We start from the raw sequence: 21890 nt of genomic DNA, 5'->3' as shown, positions 1-21890 counted from the left end.
TCAACCTTTCAGCGGGTCGCGGCCGCGCGCATGCTCGGCCATGTGGTAGAGGGTGAAGAGCGCCGAAAGAACGCCGCAGATCGCCATGGGCATGGCGCGCCAGCCCTCGGCGAAGCCCAGCATCGGAATGGTGCGGGCCCAGGTGTTCATCGTCAGCTCGGTTCCGTAGATCGCCAGCGCTATCGAGAACAGCAGGACCCCCACCAGCGCCACCCAGCGTAGCGGCGCGGCGATGGCGGAGGGCATCATCTCGCGCATGAAATCGACGGAGAGGTGGGATTTCGTCCATACGCCGGTCGCGCCGCCCAGGAAGGTGATCCAGACGACGAGGACCAGGGCGAGCTGCTCGACCCAGGTGGGCGTGTCGTTCAGCACGTAGCGGCCCCAGACGAGCCAGCCGAAGATCACGATCAGCAGAACAAGCTGCACCCCTGCGATTCCCATGCACACCGTCGCAAGCGCGTGGAGCACACGGTAGGCAGGGTCGCGGGTCTTGCGTTCATCCACGAGAAGCATGGTGGCCCCTTTGCCGGATCGGTGGCCGGGCGATCAGCGCCGCCCGGCCTGTAAGGGCTCAGCCCGCGTTCTGCGTGGCCCGGATGTCGGTGATGTAGCTTTCCAGATCAGGGTTGTTCTGGATGAACTGGTCATAGATCGGCTGCATGGCGTCCTGGAACGCAGAGGCGTCCTCGACCTCGTTCACCTCGACACCGGCATCGAGAACCTTTTGACGGCTCGCTTCCGAACTTTCCTGCCAGAGCTGACGCTGCTGATCGGCGGCCTCGGTAGCGGCCTGACGCACGATCTCCTTGTCCTCGTCGGACGTGTTTTCCCACGTCTCGGCCGCAATGCAGATGCACTCGGGCAGGATCAGGTGGTTTGTGTTCGAGTAGTAGCCGGCCACCTCGTAGTGGTTCGACGTGTCGAACGAGGGCCAGTTGTTCTCGGCGCCGTCGATCACGCCCGTGCGCAGCGACTGGTAGACTTCACCGTAGGCCATGGGCGTGGCGTTGCCGCCAAGCTGGTCGACCATCTGGACGTAGAGGTCGTTGTTCATCACGCGGAACTTCAGGCCGTCCATGTCGGCGGGCGTCGCGATCGGGCGCTCGGTGTTGTAGAAGCTGCGCGCACCGCTGTCGAACCACGACAGGGCGATGATGCCGGCCTCTTCGAGGGCGGCTGCGAAACGGTCGCCGATCTCGCCGTCCATGACCTCGTGCATGTTGTCGAGGTCGGTGAACAGGAAGGGCAGGGACAGGACGTTCGTGTCGGGAACGATCTCGCCCATCGGGCCCATGTTGAAGTTGGCGAAGTCGATGCCGCCGCTGCGAAGCTGCTCGATCGCGTCGGGCTGATCGCCGAGGACGGCGTTGTGGTAGACTTCCGGCTCGATCCGGCCCTCGGTGCGCTCGGTCACCATGTCGGCAAAGCTCTCGAGCGCGACGCCGTTCGGGTAGTCCTCGGGGTGGATGTTCCACCCGCGCCAGGTCTCGGCGGCCACGGGCATGGCGGTCGCGCCGGCCAGAAGGGCTGCGATCGCGGTGGTGGTGATGTGTTTGGTCATGGTATCTCCTCCCTTGGTTTCGGTAATTTGTATGACGAGTTGTGTCGTTACCTGTCAAGCCGTATGATGACAGCGATCGTGAAGAAGGGAGTCCCGCCGATGGCCCGTACCGGTGAAGCAAGACGCAACCTTGCGGCGGACATCATTCAGACGCTGGGCTCGGAAATCGCCGAGGGCACCTTCCGCCCCGGAGACAAGCTGCCGTCCGAAGCCCGCCTGACCGAGCGGTTCGGCGTGTCGCGCACCGTCGTGCGCGAGGCAATTGCGGGCCTGCGCGCCGACGGGCTGGTTGCGCCGCGGCAAGGGGCGGGGGTGTTCGTTCTCGAGCGGCCGCAAGAGCCGCCGCGACCCTTTCATATCATCGATTACGAGAAGATTTCCTCGGTGATCGAGATGCTCGAACTGCGCGTTTCGGTCGAAATGGAGGCCGCTGCCCTTGCTGCGCAGCGCCGCAGTCCCCAGCAGGAAGAGGCGATCTTCGATGCCGCCGCCGAAATGCGCCGCTGCGCTGCCGAGGACCGGCCCACGAAGGAGGCCGACCTGACCTTCCACCTTGCTGTCGCGGATGCGACGAACAACCCGCGGTTCCGCGAATTCCTGGACATCATGGGCCTCTCGATGATCCCTCGCGCGGCGCTCAGCCTGACCGAGCGCAGGGCCGCGCCGGACTTCATCGCCAAGATCGCGGCCGAGCATGAGCGTATCGCCGAGGCCATCTCCGGCGGAGATTCCGCCGGTGCGCGGGCCGCCATGCAGGACCATCTGCGCAATTCCATGGCCCGCTACCGCGACCTCATCCGACGATAATGCGAACTTGTCATACAAGTGTTGACAGTTTCGCGGTGCCTCGTCTAAGCCGGTAAAAACTGCGAACAGAATGGAGTGTCGCGCGATGGATCCCCAATCGCTCAAGTCCGCCCTCGGGTCGGGTCTTCTGTCTTTCCCCGTGACGGCCTTCGACGCCGACGGCGCCTTCGCGCCCGACCCGTTCAAGGCGCATGTCGACTGGCTCTCGGGCTACCCTGCCAGTGCGCTCTTCGCCGCCGGCGGCACGGGCGAGATGTTCTCGCTGACCCCGGACGAGATCCCGACGGTCGTTGCTGCCGCCAAGGAGGCCGCCGGCGACACGCCGATCGTGGCCGGCTGCGGCTACGGCACCGAGATCGCGGTGGGCGTCGCGAAGGCGGTCGAGAAGGCGGGCGCCGACGGCATCCTGTTGCTGCCACACTACCTGACCGAAGCCCCGCAGGAAGGACTTGCGGCCCATGTCCGCGCCGTCTGCAACGCGGTCGGCATCGGCGTCACGATCTACAATCGCGGTGTTTCGCAGTATCATCCCGAAACCGTCGCGCAGCTCTGCGACGAGTTGCCGAACCTCGTCGGCTTCAAGGACGGTGGCGGTGAGGTCGGCAAGATGCGCCAGCTCACGGCCAAGATGGGCGACCGCCTCGTCTACCTGGGCGGGCTGCCCACGGCCGAGGTCTTCGCCGAGGCCTATCTGGCCGCCGGGTTCAGCACCTATTCCTCGGCCGTGTTCAACTTCGTGCCGCGCCTCGCGATCGAGTTCTACGACAAGCTCCAGGCCGGCGACCGGGCCCGGTGCGAGGAGATCCTGAACGACTTCTTCTACCCCTTCCTCCAGCTGCGCGACCGCAAGGCCGGCTATGCCGTCTCGGCCATCAAGGCGGGCGTTCGCCTTCAGGGCTTCGATGCGGGCCCCGTCCGTCCGCCCCTGACGGACCTGACCGACGAAGAGATGGGTGTCCTGCGCGAGATCATCGGGGCCGAAGCGCGGTGAGGATCGCCGACGTCCATACGCATTTTCTGGATCACCGGCTGGACGTGCCGTTCGAAAGCGCTTCGATGCGCTTCGATCGGCGCACCCATCTGCTGGTCGAGATCGTCTGCGAGGACGGCACGGTGGGGTGGGGCGAATGCCTCGGCCCCGCCGGGCCGAACGCGGCGGTGGTGCAGGCCTACGCCAGCCGATTGATCGGGGCGAACCCGCTCGAGACCGAGAAGATCTGGGCGACCCTCTACAATGCATTGCGCGATCAGGGGCAACGGGGGCTCACCGTTACCGCGCTGTCCGGGATCGACGTGGCGCTGTGGGACATCAAGGGCAAGGTGCTGGGTCAGCCGATCTCGGTCCTGTTGGGCGGACGTTTCCGCGAGAGCGTGCGCGCCTACGCCACCGGGTCCTTCCGCCGCGACGGGGTCGATCGGGTGGCCGACAATGCCGAAGAGGCCGCCGGCCACCGCAAGGCGGGCTTCCACGCACTGAAGATCAAGATCGGCTTCGGCGTGCCCGAGGACCTGCGCGTGATCGAGGCCGTGCGCGACGCGATCGGCCCCGAGATGCGCCTGATGATCGACGGCAACCATGGCTACGACCCGCTTGAAGCGATCGAGCTGGGCAACCGTGCCGCCAAATACGACATCGACTGGTTCGAGGAGCCCGTGGTTCCGGAACACCTCGCCGCCTATCGCGAGGTGAAGGCCCGCCAGCCGATCCCGGTCGCAGGTGGCGAGACCTGGCACACCCGCTGGGGCTTCCGTGAACCGCTGGAGACGCGCGCCATCGACATCGCGCAGCCCGACCTCTGCGGTTGCGGCGGCTTCACCGAGATGCGGCGGATCGCCGACATGGCCGCGCTCCACGGTGTGCGGCTGGTGCCGCATGTCTGGGGCACGGCGGTACAGATCGCGGCGTCGCTGCAATGGATGGCGGCGATGGTGCCGAACCCGGTGCGCCGCGACCCGATCGAGCCGATCCTCGAATTCGACCGCACCCATAATCCGTTCCGGCAGGCGGTCGTGACCACTCCCATCGAACAGGAGAACGGCGTCGTGACGATCCCTGACGGTCCCGGCCTCGGGATCGAGGTGAACCGTGACGCCCTGACCGAATTCGCGCCCAAGGAGGCCCCATGACCATCGAGCGCAAGCTGACCGGCCCGAAGCCCCGGACGACCCTGCCCAAGGGCACGGTGGACACGCAGATGCACATGTATCTGCCGGGCTACCCGTCAATCGAAGGCGGCCCGCCGAACCCGCCGGGCGATCTTCCGACGCCGGACCAGTACCGGCAGGTGATGGAGTGGCTCGGCATCGACAGGGTCGTGGTCACGCAGGGCAATGCCCAGCAGAAGGACCACGGCAACCTCCTGGCCTGCCTGGCCGAGATGGGAGACGTCGCGCGCGGCATCGGCTGCATCGACGCCGACACCTCCGAAGCCGAGCTCGACCAGTTGGCCGAGGCGGGCGTCGTGGGCGCGCGCATCATGGATCTGCCGGGCGGAGCGGTGCCGCTGTCGAAGCTCGACGAGGTCGCCCCCCGGGCCAAGGCCCGCGACTGGGTTATGACGGTGCAGTTCGACGGCAGCCGGATCGAAGAGGAAGAGGCGCGGCTGGCAAGGCTCGACCAGCCGTGGATCCTCGACCACCACGCCAAGATCTTCGACGGCCCCACTCCGGGGCGGAAGGCCGCGATCAAGCGCCTTCTGGACGGCGGCAACTGCTGGTTCAAGTTCGCCGGCTGCTATGAGAGCAGCACCGCCGGCGCGCCCGATTTTGATGACGTGGCAGAGGTCGCCCGCGAGATGGCCGCCCATGCCCCCGAGCGCATCGTCTGGGGCACCAACTGGCCGCACAACATGGCCAAGACGACATCGGAGTATCCCGACGACGCGGCCCTTCTCAACACGGTCCTTTCCTGGTTCCCGTCCGAGGATGCCATGCGGATGGCGCTTGTCGACACCCCGCAATCGCTGTTCTTCGGGGGCCGGTAGCGTCGCGGCGGAGGCCCGATTGACAAACTGCCGGAAACGGCGTCGGATCGGGCCTCGCCCCAGCCTCGATCACGGGACAAGCCTCGACCATGATGAACTGTGTCTTCATCCACCTGCGGTGCCGGCCCGGCAGCACCTACCGCGTCGCCGATGCGCTCGCGCTGAAGGAGCTTCATTCGGAGCTCTACTCCACCAGCGGCGATTGGGACCTGCTGATGAAGGTCTACATTCCCGAGGGGCAGGATGTGGGCCGTTTCATCAACGACAATTTCCTCGACATCGAAGATATCGAGCGCAGCCTCACCACGCTGACCTTCAAGGCGTTCTGAGCCGCTCTAGTCGCCCTGCTTGAGGCGAAAGCGCTGCACCTTGCCGGTCTGCGTCTTGGGAAGCGCGTCGATGAAGGTGACGGCGCGCGGATACTTGTAGGGGGCGATGGTCGCCTTCACGTGCTCTTGCAGCGTCTTGACCAGCGCATCATCTGGGTCGTGCCCCTCGGCCGGAACGACGTAGGCCGCGACGATCGCGCCGCGATTTTCGTCCGGCTGGCCGACGACCGCGCATTCGGCGACGGCGGGGTGGGCGAGAAGCGCGGCTTCGACCTCGGGGCCCGCGATGTTGTAGCCCGACGAGATGATCATGTCGTCGTTGCGGGCGGCAAAATGCAAATAGCCGTCGTCGTCCATCGAAAACGCGTCGCCGGTCACGTTCCAGCCGTCTTGCACATAGTCGCCCTGTCGCTCGTCGGCGAGGTAGCGGCAGCCGGTCGGGCCGCGCACGGCCAGGCGCCCGACCATGCCGCGGGGCGCCTCGTTGCCGTCCTCGTCCAGCACGCGCGTCTCATAGCCCCGCACAGGCTTGCCCGTGCAGGCGGGGCGGTGGTCCTCGAAGCGGTTGGAAATGAAGATGTGCAGCATCTCGGTCGCGCCGATGCCGTCGAGCATGGGCTTGCCGGTCTTTGCCATCCACTCTTCGTAGACCGGGGCGGGCAGCGTCTCGCCCGCCGAGACCGCGGCCCGAAGCGACGACAGGTCGGCGCCGTCCTCCATGGCACGCAACATCACGCGGTAGGCGGTGGGTGCGGTGAAGGAGACGGTGGCGCGATACTCCTCGATCAGCGCTGCCATGTTGGGGGGCGACGCGTTCTCGAGCAGCGCGGCCGCGGCCCCGAAGCGCAGCGGAAATACCGCAAGCCCGCCCAATCCGAAGGTGAAAGCCAAGGGCGGAGAGCCGACGAAGATGTCGTCGGACGTGACCCCCAACACCTCCTTCGCATAGCCGTCGGCGATGATCAGGATGTCGCGGTGGAAGTGCATCGTCGCCTTGGGCGATCCTGTGGTGCCCGAGGTGAAGCCCAGCAGCGCAACGTCGTCGCGCCCGGTCGGCACCGCGTCGAAGCGGACGGGCTTGTTCAGCGCCAGCCGATCCAGTTCGGCATCGTGGTTCCAGGTGCCGTCGAAGCCCACCACCTTCTTCAGGTATCCGCTGGTCTTGGCGCAGGTCACCAACTCGTCCATCAGCCGCGTGTCGCAGAGTGCGAATTCCACTTCGGCCTTGTCGACGATCTGCCCAAGCTCCTTCGCGCGCAGCATCGGCATCGAGTTGACCACCACGGCGCCGGCCTTGGTCGCGGCCAGCCAGCAGGCCACCATGGCCGGGTTGTTGGCCGAGCGGATCAGGACCCGGTTGCCGGGCCGGACGCCCAGATCGTCGACCAGCGCGTGAGCGAGGCGATTGGTCCAGTCGGACAGTTCCTTGTAGGTGCGCCGCCGCCCGTTGCCGATCAGCGCGGTGCGGTCGCCCAGGCCGCGCGCGACGATGGCGTCCGTCAGCTCGACCCCGACATTGATCCGGTCGGGATAGTCGAACCCGTCCAGCAGGAAATCGGGCCATTGCTCCGGCGGGGGCAGGTTGTCCCGCGTGAAGGTATCCACGTGGGCCGACGGGCCGAGGGCAGTCTCAGAACCTTGCAGCGTCACCGTAACATCCCCCCTGATTTGCCCCATGACGTCATCCGCTCTGCCGGGCGAGGTCGAGCGTCTGGCGTGCGATGATGACCTTCTGCACGTCCGAGGCCCCCTCGTAGATCCGCAGGGCGCGGATCTCGCGGTACAGCCGTTCGACTACCGAGCCGGATCTGACGCCGTCGCCGCCATGAAGCTGAACCGCCGCGTCGATGACCTTCTGCGCCTCGTCGGTGGCGTAGAGCTTGGCCATCGCCGCCTCGCGGGTGACGCGAGGGGCGCCGGAATCCTTGGCCCAGGCGGCGCGGTAGACCAGAAGCGCGGCCGCATCCACGCGCAGCGCCATGTCGGCGATGTGGCCCTGGACCATCTGAAGCTCGGCCAGCGGTTTGCCTTGCACATGGCGTTCCCGCACGCGCAGAAGCGACTCGTCCAGTGCGCGCCGGGCAAACCCGAGGCCCGCGGCGGCGACGGTGGTGCGGAACACGTCCAGCACCGACATGGCGATCTTGAAGCCCTGTCCGCGCTCGCCGATCAGCGCGGCCTTCGGCACGCGCGCCCCGTCGAAACGGAGCGTGGCCAAAGGATGCGGCGCGATGGTCTCGAGCCGTTCGGCTATGTGCAGGCCGGGCGTGTCGGCCGGCACCACGAAGGCCGACAGGCCGCGGGCGCCCGGCGCGTCCTCGCTGCGGGCAAAGACGGTATAGACGTCGGCGATCCCGCCATTCGAGATCCAGGTCTTCTCGCCGTCGAGCACCCAGGCGTCGCCATCATCGCGGGCCGTCATGGCGGAGTTCGCCACATCCGAGCCCGATTGCGGCTCGGTCAGCGCAAAGGCCGAGATCGCGTCGCCCGCGCGCGTCAGGGGAAGCCATTCGCCCCGCTGGGCGTCCGAGCCGAAAAGCGACAGCGCCCCGGTCCCCAGCCCCTGCATGGCGAAGGCGAAATCGGCCAGACCGTCATGGCGCGCCAAGGTCTCGCGGCTGAGGCAGAGCGTGCGCACGTCCAACGGTTGCGGTTCGGCTGGGTCGATGGCGGTCGGCCCCAGCCATCCGTCGGCGCCCAGCCGGCGCACGAGGTCGCGGCAGGCGGCGTCGGTATCGGCGTGGTCGATGGCGGGCAGCGCGTCCGCCCAAGCGTCCAGCGCGCGGGCGTGGTCGCGGTGGCGGGCCTCGAGGAACGGCCAGTCAAGATACGAGCGGTCGGGCATCAATCCCCCTCGAAAGCTGGTTTTTCCTTGGCGGCGAACGCCTCGAACGCGCGGGTGAAATCCGCGGTCTGCATGCAGATCGCCTGGGCCTGCGCCTCGGCCTCGATGGCCTGATCCAGCGACATCGACCATTCCTGGTTCAGCATCGTCTTGGTCATCATGTGCCCGAAGTTCGGGCCAGCCGCGATCCGGGCGGCCAAGTCCCGGGCCGCATCGTCCAGCTCGGCGGCCGGCACGAGGCGGTTCCAGAACCCCCACGCGGCGCCTTCCTCGGCGCTCATCGTGCGGCCGGTATAGAGAAGTTCCGCCGCGCGCCCCTGGCCGATGATGCGCGGCAGCATCGCGCAGGCACCCATGTCGCAGCCGGCAAGCCCGACGCGGGTGAAGAGAAACGCCGTCCTGGCCTCGGGCGTGGCGATGCGCAGATCCGAGGCCATGGCGATGATCGCGCCGGCCCCCACGCAAACGCCATCGGCCGCGGCGATGATGGGCGTTCCGCATCCCAGCATCGCCTTGACCAGGTCGCCGGTCATGCGGGTGAAGGCCAACAGCTCCTTCATGCTCATCTTCGTCAGCGGGCCGATGATGTCGTGCACGTCCCCGCCCGAGCAGAAGTTCCCGCCATTCGAGCCGAAGACCACCGCCTTGACGCTGTCGTCGTAGGACAGGGCGCGGAACCAGTCGCGCAGTTCGGCATAGCTGTCGAAGGTCAGGGGGTTCTTCCGGTCGGGACGATCGAGGCGCAGCGTGGCGATGCCGTCCTCGATCTCGCAGCGGAAGTGTTCGGTGTCGGTTCTCACTCGGGTTCCTCCCCGATGCAGCCGGTCTTGAGGTGGGCGGCCAGCGCCTCGGCCTCGTCGGCAGGGAAATCCGACAGCAGCTCGGACACCCATGCCTCGTGCGCCTCTGCCTGGCGGGCGAATTCCTCGGCACCCTTTCGGGTCAGGCGGACCAGCGAAGCGCGGCGATCTTCGGGCACCTGTACCCTGATGGCGATGCCGTCCTTGACCAGGCGATCGACGATGCCGGTGATGTTGCCGTTCGACACGCGCAGCACACCCGACAGCGCGCTCATCTTCAGTCCGGCCTCGCTGCGCGCCAGCGCGGCCATCACGTCGAAGCGGGGAAGGGTCGTCTGGAAGTCGGTCCTGAGCCGGTCGCGCAAGACCGTTTCGACGCCGCGGGTGCGCTTCAGCAATCTCAGCCATAGCCGCAGACGGGCCTTGGATGCCTCGCCCCCAAGCTTTGCCGTGGACTCTGTCCCTGCCTGCTGCACCGCCACCGCCTTCTTCTGCCCCGCTCCAGACGAGGCTAGGCGTCGCCCAAATTTGGTTCAAGCAAAAAATGTTTGAGCTTGAAGCAACAATGGGCTTAGCTCAGGATGACGGTATCCGGTGCCACACCGACGCCTTGTCGCGACGAAAACGACGATTGAGACTTGCTGCGCGGGGCCTTTCCCGCACTGATCGCAAAACACGGCACGACGCCCGGCAGACGGCGCGGCCCATGACCAACACGGGAGACGATCATGACCATGAAGACCAACCTTCTCGCCACGACCACCTTGTCCATCTGCCTGGCGACCGCAGCCGCGGCGCAGGACGTTCCGGCTTCGGCCGAGGACGACGTGCTGAAGATCGGGCTGATCCTCACGCTCTCGGGTCCGGCCGCGAGCTTGGGCGAGCAGGCGCGCAACGGCTTCATGCTGGCCGCCGACCGGATCGGCGAATTGGGCGGCGTCGAGACCGAGATCGTGGTGATCGACGACGAGCAGCGGCCCGACAAGGCGGCCGACGACGCGCGCGAACTGGTGCAGCGCGAGAACGTCGATTTCGTGGTCGGGCCCATCTTCTCGAACATCGCGGTGGCGATCCACCAGCCGGTGACCGAGTCTGGCACGATCCTGATCTCGCCCAACGCGGGGCCGTCGGACTTCGCAGGGGCACAATGCAACCCGAACTTCTTCGCGACCTCCTACCAGAACGACCAGAACCACGAGGTCATGGGTGCCTATGCCCAGAAGCAGGGTTTCCAGAACGTGTTCCTGATGGCGCCGAACTACCAGGCGGGCAAGGACAGCCTTGCCGGGTTCAAGAACTCCTACACCGGCGGCACTGCGGGCGAGGTCTTCACGGAACTGGGGCAGCTCGACTTCTCGTCCGAACTGGCGCAGATCGCCGCGTTCCAGCCGGACGCGCTGTTCGCCTTCATGCCGGGCGGCATGGGCGTGAACCTGGTGAAGCAGTACGATCAGGCGGGTCTGTCCTCGATCCCGTTCCTGTCGGCCTTCACGGTGGACGAAACGACGCTGCCGGCCACGCAGGACGCGGCGCTGGGGCTTCTGGGCGGCGCGAACTGGGCGCCCGATCTGGACAACGCCGCCAACGAGGAATTCGTGTCGGAATATATCGAGGAATACGGCCACGTTCCCGGCACCTACGCGATGCAGGCCTATGACGCGGCGCAGCTCATCGACAGCGCGGTCGAGAAGGTCGGAGGCGACCTGACCGACCGCGACGCCCTGCGCGCCGCCCTGAAAGAGGCCGACTTCGACAGCCCTCGCGGCGACTTCTCGTTCGGCGTCAACAACTTCCCGGTCCAGGACTTCTACCTGGTCGAGGCGGTGAAGCGCGACGACGGTCTCTACGCCACTTCAGTCAGGGAGAAGATCTTCGACGACTACGTCGACACCTACGCCGAAAATTGCACGATGGAGTGATCCCGGCGCAATCCGAGCGAAAGACGACGACCATGATGAACCTTCTCGTGCTTCAGCTTCTCAACGGGCTGCAGCTGGGCGTGCTTCTGTTCCTGATCGCGGCGGGGCTGACGCTGGTGTTCGGGATCATGGACGTCGTCAACCTGGCCCACGGCGTCCTCTACATGGTGGGTGCCTACTTCATCGCCACCTTCGCGGCGATGACGGGCAGCTTCTGGTGGGGGCTTCTGCTGACGGTCCCCGCCGCCATCGCCGTGGGCCTGATCCTCGAGCTGGTGGTGATCCGAAGGCTCTATGACCGGTCCCACCTGGACCAGGTGCTGGCGACCTTCGGGCTGGTGATGATCGCCAATGAGGCGGTCAAGATCGTCTGGGGCACGTCCCCGTTGGCGGTGCCGATGCCCGAGCTTCTGTCGGGCTCCGTTCCGCTGATGGGACCGCTGCAATACCCGGTCTACCGGATCGCGATCATCGCGTCCGGGCTAGCGATGGCGGGGGGGCTGTATCTTGTCATCAATCACACCCGCATCGGGATGCTGCTGAGGGCGGGTGCGACCAACCGGGCGATGGTCTCGGCGCTGGGCATCGACATCGGCAAGCTCTTCGCGATCGTCTTCACGCTGGGCGCGGTGCTGGCCTGTATCGCGGGTGCGCTGGTGGCGCCGATCCTGTCGGTCGATACCGGAATGGGCGAGAGCGTCCTGATCCTGACCTTCGTGGTCGTTGTCATCGGCGGCATCGGATCGATCCGCGGCGCGTTCCTGGGCGCCATCCTGGTCGCGGTGGTGGATACGCTGGGCGGAGTGTTCGGGCCGATCCTGCTGCGATCGGTGCTCGATCCGTCGGCGGCGGGGCAGGCAGGGCGGATGCTGGCGCCGATGCTGATCTACATCCTGATGGCGGCACTGCTCTGCGTGAAACCCGACGGCCTGTTCGGGGGGCGCGGCTGATGACGGACGCGGCATTGACCGGGACCGCTGGCCGCCCTTCCGCCATGTCGGCGCGCGTGCAGGTGGCGCTGGTTCTCTTCGCGCTCTTCGCGCTGTTCCCGCCTGTGGTGATCGCTTTAGACGATCCGTTCCTGATCCTGATCGGCACGCGAATACTGGCCTATGCCATCGCCGCCATGGCGCTGGATCTGATCCTTGGGTTCGGGGCCATGGTGTCCTTCGGTCATGCCGCGTATCTGGGGTTCGGCGCCTACGCGGTGGCGGTCCTGTCGAGTTTCGGAATCCACGACATCGCGCTCCAGATCCTGGCGGCTATGGCGGTCTCGGCGCTGTTCGCGCTGGTCACGGGAGCCATCTCGCTCAGGACGCGGGGCGTGTACTTCATCATGATCACGCTGGCGTTCGGCCAGATGGCGTTCTTCTTCTTCACATCGCTTTCGGCCTACGGCGGCGATGACGGATATGCGCTGTCGCAGCGGTCCACCCTGTTCGGAATGGACCTTCTGCGCAGCAACACGGTGTTCTACTACGCGACGCTCGGGTTGCTGATGGGTCTGTTTGCGCTGTGCCACCTCATCGTCCGCTCGCGCTTCGGGCGGGTTCTGACGGGACTGCGAGAAAACCGTACGCGGATGCAGGCGATCGGTTTTCCGCCGTTCCGCTACCAGCTGACCGCCTTCGTCATCTCGGGCTGCCTGACATCGGTGGCGGGGGTGGTGCTGGCCAACCAGGCGCAGTTCGTCTCGCCCGCCTTCATGTCGTGGCACCGCTCGGGTGAGCTGATCGTGATGGTCGTACTGGGCGGCATCGGTACATTGTCGGGCGCCATCGGCGGCGCGGTCGCCGCGCTGCTGCTCGAAGAGTTCCTTGGCGCCGTGACCGAGCACTGGCGGCTGTATTTCGGCATATTCCTGGTTCTGATGGTTCTTTTCTCGCCCCGCGGCATCACCGGGCTGGTCCAGCAGATCAAGGGGTCGCGCCGATGAGCCGGCTGCAGGTGACCAATCTGTGCAAGAGCTTCGGCGCGCTGAAGGTGACCGACGACGTGTCGCTGGATGTCGCCCCGGGCGAGCTTCACGCGATCATCGGTCCCAATGGCGCGGGGAAGACGACGCTGGTCGCTCAGCTTTCCGGTGAGATGCGTCCCGATTCCGGGCGGATCACGCTGGACGGGCGCGACATCACCCGCATGCCCATGCCGCAGAGGGTCCGCATGGGGCTCGCCCGCAGCTTCCAGATCACCCAGATCCTGCCTGCCTTCACGGTGCTGGAAAACGTGGCGCTGGCGGTGCAGGCGCGCCGCGGGTCGAGCTTCCGGTTCTTCGCGCCGGCGGCGGAGGACACGGGCCTGAACGGCGCGGCGATGGCGACCCTGCGCGAGGCTGGGCTCGATGACCGCGCCGGCGTGCGGGCCAGCGCGCTCAGCCATGGCGAGCATCGGCGGCTGGAACTGGCCATCGCGCTGGCGACCGAGCCGCAGGTGTTGCTGCTGGACGAACCTTTGGCAGGCGTCGGGGGCGAAGAGGCCGACGCCTTCGTTGCCCGGCTCGCGGCCATGAAGGGCCGCTTCACGATGCTGCTGATCGAGCACGACATGGATGCCGTCTTTGCGCTCGCCGACCGTGTCTCCGTGCTGGTCTACGGCCAGATCGTCGCGTCCGGCCCGCCGGACGAGGTCAGGTCCGACCCCGCGGTCCGTACCGCCTATCTGGGCGAAGAGGAGAGCGCCTGATGCTGGAAGTCGAAGGGTTGGAAGCCGCCTACGGCGAAAGCCGCATCCTGTTCGGCATCGACCTGACGGTGCGGCAGGGCGAGGTCGTGACCCTTCTGGGCCGCAACGGCATGGGCAAGACGACGACGATCAAGTCGATCTTCGGCATGCTGAAGCCGCGCGGCGGCCGGGTCAGCGTCGACGGCGACGACCTGACCGGTGCCGAGCCGCATCGTGTGGCGCTGGCCGGGCTTGGCCTCGTGCCCGAGGGGCGGCAGATCTTTCCCACCCTGTCGGTGGAAGAGAACCTTCGCGCCACCGCGCGACGTGGAAAATGGGATCTCGCGCGCATCTACGACCTGTTCCCGCGCCTTCACGAGCGGCGCCGCAACATGGGAAATCAGCTTTCGGGCGGAGAGCAGCAGATGTTGGCCATCGGCCGCGCCCTGATGACCAACCCGCGGCTGGTCGTGCTGGACGAGGCGACGGAAGGGCTGGCCCCGCTGATCCGCGCGGACATCTGGGCCTGCCTGACCCGGATCAAGGCCGAGGGCGAGGCGATCCTCGTGATCGACAAGAACGTGGACGCGCTGACGCGATTTGCCGACCGGCACGTGGTGATCGAGAAGGGCCGCGTCGTCTGGACTGGCACCACTCCCGAGATCCTCGCGACCCCCGAGGTGAAGGACCGCTTCCTGCACGTCTGAACCGGCGGGTGGTTTAGACTTCGCCCCCGGCGACGGCGATGGTCTGGCCGGTGATCCCTTCAGAGCCCGGACCACACAGCCACATGAGCGCGGCCGTGACCTCCTCGGGGCGCGTCAGACGCCGCTGGGGGCTCATCTTCTCGAGGCTGGCGCGTGCGTCCTCGGGGCTCATGCCGGTTTTCTCGGCAATGTTGGCGACCGAGCGCTCGGTCATCTCTGTGTCGAGGAATCCGGGACACAGGGCGTTCACCGTGATGCCGGTCCGCGCCAGTTCCAGGGCCGCCGATCTGACCATGCCGATCACGCCATGCTTGGCCGCGGAATAGGCCGAGACGTAGCCGTAGCCCTTGAGCCCGGCGGTGGACGCCACCGCGATCAACCGGCCCCAACCCGAGCCTTCCAACCGGATCGCTCCCTCGCGCAGGGTCAGGAATGCGCCGGTCAGGTTCACGTCGATCATGCTCTGCCATGTCGACAGGTCGGTCCGGGTGAATGGCGCACTGGTCGAGGCCCCGGCATTTGCGATCACGATGTCGCAGGGGCCGGTCTGGTCGAACATGGTCCGGACGGAGGCCTCGTCCGTCACGTCTGCAACAACGGGGTGCAGGCGGTCGTGGCGCTCGGCAAGTGCGCTCAGGGGGGCGCCGCTCCGCCCGGCGATCCAGACATCGGCGCCTGCCTCGGCCAAACCGCGCGCAAGGTCCGCCCCGAGCCCGCCGCCGCCGCCGGTGACAAGGGCAGTTTTTCCCTTCAGATCCGTCATACTCGGATCCCCAAACCCTCGCCCCGCTCGGCAAGGCGCCGCATCTGGTCGCGCCCGGGCAGGTAGGGCAGGGGCCACGCGGTGTCTTCGTCGCCGAGGGCCGCGGCGGCGTGAAGCGTCCAGTAGGGGTCGGCGAGGTGCGGGCGGGCAAGACAGACCAGGTCTGCGCGCCCGGCGATCAGGATCGAGTTCACGTGGTCGGGCTCGTAGATATTGCCGACCGCCATGGTGGGAATCCCGCTCTCATTGCGGATGCGGTCCGAGAATGGCGTCTGGAACATGCGGCCATAGACGGGCTTGGCCTCGGCGCTGGTCTGCCCGGCCGAGACATCGACGATATCGACGCCCGCCTCGTGGAACATCCGCGCGATGGCGACGGCCTCGTCGCGGTCGACGCCGTGCTCGCCCGCCCAATCGGTGGCGGAGATCCGGACAGACATCGGCTTGCCCTCGGGCCAGACGGCGCGCATCGCCTGAAAGACCTCGAGCGGATATCGCATCCGGTTCTCCAGCGATCCGCCGTATTCGTCCCTGCGCTGGTTCGACAGCGGCGAGATGAAGGACGAGATCAGGTAGCCGTGGGCAGCGTGGAGTTCGACCATGTCGAATCCGGCGCGCCCGGCCATTTCCGTGGCCGCGACGAACTCGTCGCGCACGCGGACCATGTCGTCGCGATCCATTGCCTTGGGGATCGCGTTGCCGTCGGACCAAGGCACGTCCGAGGCCGATAGAAGGGGCCAATTGCCCTGTGGCAAGGGCGCGTCCATCGCCTCCCATCCGAGTTGCGTCGATCCCTTGCGGCCCGAATGGCCGATCTGCATGCAGATCTTCGCGTCGGTCTCGGCATGGACGAAATCGACGAGGCGCTTCCACGCGGCCTCGTGTTCCGGCGCGTAGAGACCGGGGCAGCCCGGCGTGATCCGGCCTTCGGCGCTGACGCATGTCATTTCGGTATAGACCAGTCCCGCCCCGCCCTTTGCGCGTTCGGCGTAGTGCACGAAGTGCCAGTCGGTCGGGCAGCCGTCCACCGCCTTGTACTGTGCCATGGGCGACACCACGATCCGGTTCTTCAGCCGCATGTCGCGCAATTGGAACGGCGCGAACATGGGGGCGCGATGCACGCCGTTGGCGCCGGCCTGGTTCTGGAACCACTCTTCCGCTTCGCGCAGCCACTTCGGGTCGCGCAGGCGCAGGTTTTCGTGGCTGATCCGCTGCGACCGCGTCAGCAGGGAATAGTTGAACTGCACCGGGTCGAGGTTGAGATACCTCTCGACCTCCTCGAACCACTCGGTCGAGTTTCGGGCCGCCGATTGCAGGCGCAAAACGTCCAGACGGCGCTCGTCCTGGTACTTGGAGAAGGCGGTGTCCAGCGTCGGCTCCTTCGACACCAGGTCGGCGAGGGCAATCGCAGATTCCAGCGCCAGCTTGGTGCCCGAACCGATCGAGAAATGCGCCGTGGCCGAGGCATCCCCCAGCAGCACGACGTTCTCGTGGTGCCATGTCTTGCACAGGACCCGGTCGAAATTGATCCAGGCCGATCCGCGCCGGTGCTTGGCGTTCGACATCAGGTCGTGCCCGCCCAGATGCTCGGCGAATACCCGTTCGCAGATCTCTATCATCTGGTCCTGGTCCATCCTGTCGAACCCGAAGGACCGCCACGTCTCTTCGGCGCATTCAACGATGAACGTCGCGGTGTCGGAGTCGAACTGGTAGGCATGAGCCCAGATCCAGCCGTGTTCGGTCTTCTTGAAGATGAAGGTGAAGGCGTCGTCGAACTTCGCGTGTGTGCCCAGCCAGACGAACTTGCAGGCACGCCGGTCGATCTCGGGCTCGAAAGCGTCAGCGTAGCGCGTGCGGGTCTTCGAATTGATGCCATCCGCCCCGACCACCAGGTCGTAGTCCCGGCGCAGAGCGTCGATGTCGTCCACCTCGGTCTCGAACCGCAGATCGACGCCCAACTCGCGCGCCCGGTCCTGGAGAAGCATCAGCATCGCCTTGCGTCCCAGCCCGCAGAAGCCGTGGCCGGTGGAGGTGATCTCGGTGCCATCCTTGATGACCTTGATGTCGTCCCAATATGCGAAGTGGTCGCGGATCAGGCGCGCACTGGCGGGGTCGTTTGCCTGAAGATTGTCCAGCGTCTCGGCCGACAGCACGACGCCCCAGCCGAAGGTATCGTCCGCGCGATTGCGCTCGATCACCGTGACCGGCCAATCCGGCTGGCGGAGCTTGAGGCTGATGGCGAAATAGAGGCCGGCGGGGCCGCCGCCAAGACAGACGGTCTTCATCGAACGCTCCGTTCCGGTGATCCGGTTCGAATGTCTCACCGCCTCCGCATCATTTCAAGCCTAAACCTTTAGGCTTGAAGTTTTCGAGCCGCTTGCGATAGTGACGGGACGAGATCGCGACAGGCAGGGGCTGAGACATGGCGGCGTTCCGGCACCGGACCAAGGTGATGTTCCAGCATTGCGACCCGGCCGCCATCGTCTTCTACCCGCGCTATTTCGAGATGATCAACGAGGTGGTCGAGACCTTCTTCGACGACGCCATGGGCTGGTCGTTCCGGCAGATGCACGAGGATGACGGACTTGGCGTTCCGATGGGGCGCCTCGAGACCCGCTTCCCCGCCGCGTCCCGATTGGGCGACGTCCTGGATTGGACGCTGACGTTCCCCCGGATCGGGCGCGCGAGCCTCGACCTCGAGATCCGTGCCAGTTGCGGTGGCGAGCAGCGTGTTCGCGCCGAGGGAACGCTGGTTCTGGTCGATCTGGCGAGGATGAAGTCGATCCGCTGGCCGGACGGGCGCCGTGCGACCCTCGCGACCTATCAGGAGGAGTGACCTTTTGGCGACGATGACGATTCACCCCGAGGGCTGGAAGCCCGCGAAGGGCTACGCGAATGGCATGGTGGCCGAGGGGCGCGTGCTCTTCGTCGGCGGGCAGATCGGCTGGACTGCCGAACAAGTCTTCGAGGCGCACGATTTCATCGGCCAGATGCGTCAGGCGCTCGGCAACATCGCCGAGGTCGTGCGGGCGGCGGGTGGCGAGGTGACCGACATCGTGCGGCTGACCTGGTACGTCACCGACAAGACCGAATACCTGGCGCACCAGAAGGATATCGGAGCGGCCTATCGCGACGTGATGGGCTACCACTTCCCGGCCATGACGATGGTCGTCGTGTCCGCCCTGGTCGAGGATGCCGCCAAGCTCGAGATCGAAGCGACGGCCGTTCTTGAGCGGTTCCCATCGGACTAGCTCGTCCGGGCGTAGCTATCCGTCCCGCCCGCCGCATCTTTCCTGCCCTGCAAGTTGTCGATGCCGGGGCTGGGCGGCCCTGCCGTCGAGTTGCGGGTGCGCCCGGCCATGCGGCGTAGCGTCCCGTCGCGCAGCAAGGCCTCGTGGATGAGAACCGCGACCACATGGCCGCCGATCAGCGCCGCCAGGACCCATCCGAGCGTCCCGTGAACCGCATTGCCCAGCCACACCAGCGCCTCGACGTCCTCCTCCCGCGGCGGAGCAAGCTCGATCCCGAAAGGGGCAAAGCCGCGGGTGGTGCCGAAGGCCCGCACCAGGGCCACGGACGGCACGAGCAGCATCAGCGCGTAAAGGGCCGCGTGACCCGCTTTTGCGGCGACCGCCGGAAGGCCGTTGCCGTGGTCGGGACGGCGGCCCCGCATGGCCAGCATCCAGACGATCCGGAGGATCACCAGCACGAAGATCGCGGTGCCGAGCGACTGGTGCATGCCGACGAAGAAGGCCGAGACGGGATGCCGCCCGAGCAGCGCCCTCACCGCCATGCCCGTGAGCTGCCAGAGCAGCATCAGCGCCAGGCTCCAGTGCAGGATGCGGCTGACGAGGCCATAGGCAGAGCGGCTGTCGAGTAAACCGGGAATGCCCATGTTTTGGCCTCACGAAGGGTTCGGAATCGGTGTCGTTCAAAATCCTTACGATAATTGTCGGATAAGGGCCAGCAGATACGGATCGCGGATCAGAGCGCCGCTTCGAACAGGTCGCGCAGGTTCGCTTCGGTCAGCTCCACCGGGTTGCCACCGCAAGAGGGGTCCCGCAGAGCCATGGCGACCAGGTCGTCCATCCGCGTGTCCGTCACCCCGAGGTCGCTGAGCTTTCGCGGGATGGCGAACCGGTCGTTGAACTCTGCCACGAAAGCGCGGAACCCCTCGAACCCGCCGGTGATCCCGAGATAGGGCGCCGCCCGGTCGAACCTGTCGCGAATGGCCGGGGCGTTGAACTCGAGCACGGCGGGCATGCAGACCGCGTTCGTCGTGCCGTGATGGGTGCCGAAGACGGCGCCGACCGGATGGCTCATCGCGTGGATGGCGCCGAGCCCCTTCTGGAATGCCACGGCCCCCATGGCGGCGGCAGACATCATGTTGGCACGTGCTTCGAGATCGTCGGGCGTGTCGTAGGCGCGGGGCAGATTGTCGATCACCAGCCGCATGCCTTCAAGGGCGATCCCTTGGCTCATCGGGTGGTAGTGCGGGGACGAGAACGCCTCGACGCAGTGGGCGAAGGCGTCGAGGCCGGTCCCGGCGGTAATCGGCTTCGGCATCCCGACAGTCAGTTCGGGGTCGGCGATGACGATCGTCGGCAGGACCTTGGGGTGGAAGATGATCTTCTTCTCGTGCGTCTCGGAATTGGTGATGACGCTGGCGCGGCCGACCTCGGATCCCGTTCCGGCCGTGGTGGGCACGGCGATGACGGGCGCGATGGCATCTGCGTCGGCGCGGGTCCACCAGTCGCCGATATCCTCGAAATCCCACAGGGGTCGGGACTGGCCGGACATGAAGGCGACCATCTTGCCCAGATCGAGGCCAGATCCGCCGCCGAATGCGACCACCCCGTCATGCCTGCCGGCGCGATAGGCCTCGACGCCGGCGGCAAGGTTCTTCTCGTTCGGGTTGGGGTCCACCTCGGCGAAGATCGCGCGCCCGAGGCCCGCCGCCTCGAGCAGGTCGAGCGCGCGCGTCGTGATGTCGAGCCCCGCCAGACCCTTGTCGGTAACGAGCAGCGGGCGGGCGATGCCGGCGGCGCGGCAGGCCTCGGGCAGTTCTGCGAGACGTCCGGCGCCGAAGCGAATGGCGGTGGGATAGGACCAGTTGCCGGTCGGGCTCATGTGGTGGCCTTCTTCAGGTGGTAGGATTTCGGCCGGGTCAACGCCTGCAGGCCAAGCACGGACAGCCCGGCGCCACGACCGGAATCCTTGCACCCGGTCCAGCAGAGCGCGGGGTCGAGGTAGTCGGCGCGGTTCATGAACACGGTTCCGGTCTCGAGCCGGTCGCCCAGCCGCGCGGCGCGGTCGGGATCGGCGGTCCAGAGGCTGGCGGTCAGGCCGTAGCGGCTGTCGTTCATCAGGTGCACGGCCTCGTCGTCGTCGCGGACCGACATGATGCCGACCACCGGGCCGAAGCTTTCCTCGCACATGACGTCCATGCCGTGATTGACGCCGGTCAGCACCTGCGGGGTCAGGTAGGCCTGACCATCGTCGCGCGGATCGGTGGGGATGTGCGCCGTGGCCCCGGCGGCGACGGCGTCGTCGATCTGGTCGCGCACCGTGCGGGCGAACCGGGCGTGAGCCATGGGGCCGAGCGTCGTCTCGGGGTCCAGCGGATCGCCGAGCCTGAGCGCCTTTACCCAGGCGACGGCCTTCTCGACGAAGGTGTCGTAGAGGGTGTGGTGGACATAGATGCGTTCGATCCCGCAGCAGCACTGGCCGGCGTTGAACATCGCGCCGTCCATCAGCACATCGACCGCGGCGTCGAGATCGGCGTCCTCCATCACGTAGCCCGGGTCCTTGCCGCCGAGTTCGGTCGAGACGGGGATGAACGTGCCTGCCGCCGCACGCTCCATCGACTGGCCGCCCGCGACCGAGCCGGTGAAGTTGACGTAGTTCACGTGGCGCCCGGCGATCAGGGTGCGGGTCGTGTCGTGGTCCAGGTAGACGTTCCGGAACACCTCCTTGGGGATTCCGGCGGAGTGGAAGGCGCGGGCCATGCGCTCGCCCACCAGAAGGGTCTGGGTGGCGTGTTTCAGCAGCACCGCATTGCCCGCGATGAGGGCGGGGGCGACGGTGTTGATGGCCGTCATCCAGGGGTAGTTCCAGGGTGCGACGACCAGGACCACGCCCCAGGGCACGCGGCGGATCAGGCGGCGGAAGTCGGCGTCGTCCGCGATCTCGATGTCGGCGAGGGTCTCTTCGGCAATGTCCGCCATGTAGTGGGCGCGGTCGCGGAAGCCGCCGAATTCACCGCCGGAGCGGACGGGGCGGCCCATCATGCGGGCCAGTTCGGGCACGATCTCGTCATTCATTTCGCCCACGGCGGCGACGGCCGCGCGCACGAGATCGGCCCGCTCGCGGATCGGCCGGGCTGCCCATTCGGCCTGCGCGGCGCGGGCGCGGGCGGCGGCTTTCCGGGCGCCGTCGGGCGAGAGCGCCTCGCGCTCGGCAAAGACCGATCCGTCGATCGGCGAGACGCATTTTAGGATCGTCGTCATGT

General features: G+C 66.7%; 24 protein-coding genes. 12 read left to right on the top strand and 12 right to left on the bottom strand.

What is annotated here, in order from left to right; translation table 11 throughout:
• Both PAM7066_RS16195 and PAM7066_RS16190 read right to left on the bottom strand, forming a co-directional pair.
• Window positions 1-516, bottom strand: coding sequence for a TRAP transporter small permease (locus PAM7066_RS16195; RefSeq protein WP_085855262.1), 516 nt, complete (start codon window positions 514-516; stop codon window positions 1-3).
• A gap of 58 nt (window positions 517-574) precedes the next feature.
• Complete coding sequence (locus tag PAM7066_RS16190; protein ID WP_085855261.1) at window positions 575-1564, bottom strand: TRAP transporter substrate-binding protein; 990 nt, start codon at window positions 1562-1564, stop codon at window positions 575-577.
• 99 nt (window positions 1565-1663) lie between these two features.
• Here PAM7066_RS16190 and PAM7066_RS16185 point away from each other — a divergent pair, with 99 nt between their 5' ends.
• The 5 genes from PAM7066_RS16185 (at window position 1664) to PAM7066_RS16165 (ending at window position 5684) form a co-directional block, all read left to right on the top strand.
• Window positions 1664-2371 (top strand): FadR/GntR family transcriptional regulator, encoded by a 708-nt coding sequence (locus PAM7066_RS16185; RefSeq protein ID WP_085855289.1) that lies wholly within the window; start codon window positions 1664-1666, stop codon window positions 2369-2371.
• A gap of 85 nt (window positions 2372-2456) precedes the next feature.
• On the top strand, window positions 2457-3362 hold the full coding sequence (kdgD, locus tag PAM7066_RS16180) for a 5-dehydro-4-deoxyglucarate dehydratase (RefSeq protein ID WP_085855260.1): 906 nt from the start codon (window positions 2457-2459) through the stop codon (window positions 3360-3362).
• Window positions 3359-4498 (top strand): mandelate racemase/muconate lactonizing enzyme family protein, encoded by a 1140-nt coding sequence (locus tag PAM7066_RS16175; protein WP_085855259.1) that lies wholly within the window; start codon window positions 3359-3361, stop codon window positions 4496-4498. Before kdgD ends, PAM7066_RS16175 begins: the two co-directional genes overlap by 4 nt.
• Window positions 4495-5355 carry an amidohydrolase family protein gene (locus tag PAM7066_RS16170; protein ID WP_085855258.1) on the top strand — a complete coding sequence of 287 codons (861 nt, stop codon included), beginning with the start codon at window positions 4495-4497 and terminating at the stop codon, window positions 5353-5355. The genes PAM7066_RS16175 and PAM7066_RS16170 overlap by 4 nt, the downstream gene beginning before the upstream one ends.
• 89 nt (window positions 5356-5444) lie before the next feature.
• A complete protein-coding gene (locus tag PAM7066_RS16165) occupies window positions 5445-5684 on the top strand; it encodes an Lrp/AsnC ligand binding domain-containing protein (protein ID WP_085855257.1) in 240 nt (79 codons plus the stop codon).
• Between the two features lie 6 nt (window positions 5685-5690).
• Here PAM7066_RS16165 and PAM7066_RS16160 read toward each other — a convergent pair whose 3' ends face one another.
• The 5 genes from PAM7066_RS16160 to PAM7066_RS19060 form a co-directional block, all read right to left on the bottom strand.
• Window positions 5691-7361: an AMP-binding protein gene (locus tag PAM7066_RS16160; protein ID WP_085855256.1), complete on the bottom strand. Its 1671-nt coding sequence runs from the start codon at window positions 7359-7361 to the stop codon at window positions 5691-5693.
• A gap of 4 nt (window positions 7362-7365) precedes the next feature.
• Entirely contained in the window at window positions 7366-8529 is a 1164-nt protein-coding gene (locus tag PAM7066_RS16155; protein ID WP_085855255.1) for an acyl-CoA dehydrogenase family protein, read from the bottom strand.
• Window positions 8529-9329 (bottom strand): enoyl-CoA hydratase family protein, encoded by an 801-nt coding sequence (locus tag PAM7066_RS16150; RefSeq protein ID WP_245749728.1) that lies wholly within the window; start codon window positions 9327-9329, stop codon window positions 8529-8531. Before PAM7066_RS16150 ends, PAM7066_RS16155 begins: the two co-directional genes overlap by 1 nt.
• Window positions 9326-9727: a MarR family winged helix-turn-helix transcriptional regulator gene (locus PAM7066_RS16145; protein WP_245749729.1), complete on the bottom strand. Its 402-nt coding sequence runs from the start codon at window positions 9725-9727 to the stop codon at window positions 9326-9328. The genes PAM7066_RS16150 and PAM7066_RS16145 overlap by 4 nt, the downstream gene beginning before the upstream one ends.
• Window positions 9728-9900: 173 nt before the next feature.
• Complete coding sequence (locus PAM7066_RS19060; protein ID WP_175484702.1) at window positions 9901-10065, bottom strand: hypothetical protein; 165 nt, start codon at window positions 10063-10065, stop codon at window positions 9901-9903.
• On the opposite strand from PAM7066_RS19060, the gene PAM7066_RS16140 reads away from it, so the two are divergent.
• The 5 genes from PAM7066_RS16140 to PAM7066_RS16120 are packed head-to-tail and all read left to right on the top strand — an operon-like array spanning window position 10058 to window position 14616.
• Entirely contained in the window at window positions 10058-11248 is a 1191-nt protein-coding gene (locus PAM7066_RS16140) for an ABC transporter substrate-binding protein (protein WP_090929490.1), read from the top strand. The two genes, PAM7066_RS19060 and PAM7066_RS16140, sit on opposite strands and share 8 nt — an antisense overlap.
• A 32-nt stretch (window positions 11249-11280) precedes the next feature.
• Window positions 11281-12198 carry a branched-chain amino acid ABC transporter permease gene (locus PAM7066_RS16135; protein ID WP_085855253.1) on the top strand — a complete coding sequence of 306 codons (918 nt, stop codon included), beginning with the start codon at window positions 11281-11283 and terminating at the stop codon, window positions 12196-12198.
• A 44-nt stretch (window positions 12199-12242) separates the two neighbouring features.
• Complete coding sequence (locus PAM7066_RS16130) at window positions 12243-13184, top strand: branched-chain amino acid ABC transporter permease (protein ID WP_245749730.1); 942 nt, start codon at window positions 12243-12245, stop codon at window positions 13182-13184.
• Window positions 13181-13930, top strand: a complete 750-nt coding sequence (locus PAM7066_RS16125; RefSeq protein ID WP_085855251.1) for an ABC transporter ATP-binding protein — start codon at window positions 13181-13183, stop codon at window positions 13928-13930. Before PAM7066_RS16130 ends, PAM7066_RS16125 begins: the two co-directional genes overlap by 4 nt.
• Window positions 13930-14616, top strand: a complete 687-nt coding sequence (locus PAM7066_RS16120; protein ID WP_085855250.1) for an ABC transporter ATP-binding protein — start codon at window positions 13930-13932, stop codon at window positions 14614-14616. Before PAM7066_RS16125 ends, PAM7066_RS16120 begins: the two co-directional genes overlap by 1 nt.
• 13 nt (window positions 14617-14629) lie before the next feature.
• Here PAM7066_RS16120 and PAM7066_RS16115 read toward each other — a convergent pair whose 3' ends face one another.
• Together PAM7066_RS16115 and PAM7066_RS16110 are read right to left on the bottom strand one after the other, a co-directional pair.
• Complete coding sequence (locus tag PAM7066_RS16115; RefSeq protein WP_085855249.1) at window positions 14630-15379, bottom strand: SDR family NAD(P)-dependent oxidoreductase; 750 nt, start codon at window positions 15377-15379, stop codon at window positions 14630-14632.
• Entirely contained in the window at window positions 15376-17664 is a 2289-nt protein-coding gene (locus tag PAM7066_RS16110) for a bifunctional salicylyl-CoA 5-hydroxylase/oxidoreductase (protein ID WP_085855248.1), read from the bottom strand. Before PAM7066_RS16110 ends, PAM7066_RS16115 begins: the two co-directional genes overlap by 4 nt.
• A gap of 137 nt (window positions 17665-17801) precedes the next feature.
• Here PAM7066_RS16110 and PAM7066_RS16105 point away from each other — a divergent pair, with 137 nt between their 5' ends.
• Both PAM7066_RS16105 and PAM7066_RS16100 read left to right on the top strand, forming a co-directional pair.
• Window positions 17802-18215: an acyl-CoA thioesterase gene (locus tag PAM7066_RS16105; protein ID WP_085855247.1), complete on the top strand. Its 414-nt coding sequence runs from the start codon at window positions 17802-17804 to the stop codon at window positions 18213-18215.
• A gap of 13 nt (window positions 18216-18228) precedes the next feature.
• Complete coding sequence (locus tag PAM7066_RS16100; protein WP_370738101.1) at window positions 18229-18630, top strand: RidA family protein; 402 nt, start codon at window positions 18229-18231, stop codon at window positions 18628-18630.
• Here PAM7066_RS16100 and PAM7066_RS16095 read toward each other — a convergent pair.
• From PAM7066_RS16095 to PAM7066_RS16085, 3 genes are all read right to left on the bottom strand, one after another.
• Window positions 18627-19274, bottom strand: a complete 648-nt coding sequence (locus tag PAM7066_RS16095; protein WP_085855245.1) for a cytochrome b — start codon at window positions 19272-19274, stop codon at window positions 18627-18629. The genes PAM7066_RS16100 and PAM7066_RS16095 overlap by 4 nt on opposite strands.
• Window positions 19275-19363: 89 nt before the next feature.
• Complete coding sequence (locus tag PAM7066_RS16090; RefSeq protein WP_085855244.1) at window positions 19364-20509, bottom strand: iron-containing alcohol dehydrogenase; 1146 nt, start codon at window positions 20507-20509, stop codon at window positions 19364-19366.
• The gene (locus PAM7066_RS16085; RefSeq protein ID WP_085855243.1) at window positions 20506-21888 is read right to left on the bottom strand and encodes an aldehyde dehydrogenase family protein; all 1383 of its coding nucleotides are present in this window, start codon (window positions 21886-21888) and stop codon (window positions 20506-20508) included. Before PAM7066_RS16085 ends, PAM7066_RS16090 begins: the two co-directional genes overlap by 4 nt.
• Window positions 21889-21890 lie beyond the last annotated feature (2 nt).

This window comes from Palleronia marisminoris (assembly GCF_900172315.1).
GTDB classification, from domain to species: Bacteria; Pseudomonadota; Alphaproteobacteria; order Rhodobacterales; family Rhodobacteraceae; genus Palleronia; species Palleronia marisminoris.
The sequence above is the reverse complement of the archived record's forward strand: the minus strand, read 5'-3'. Positions and strand labels throughout refer to the sequence as shown.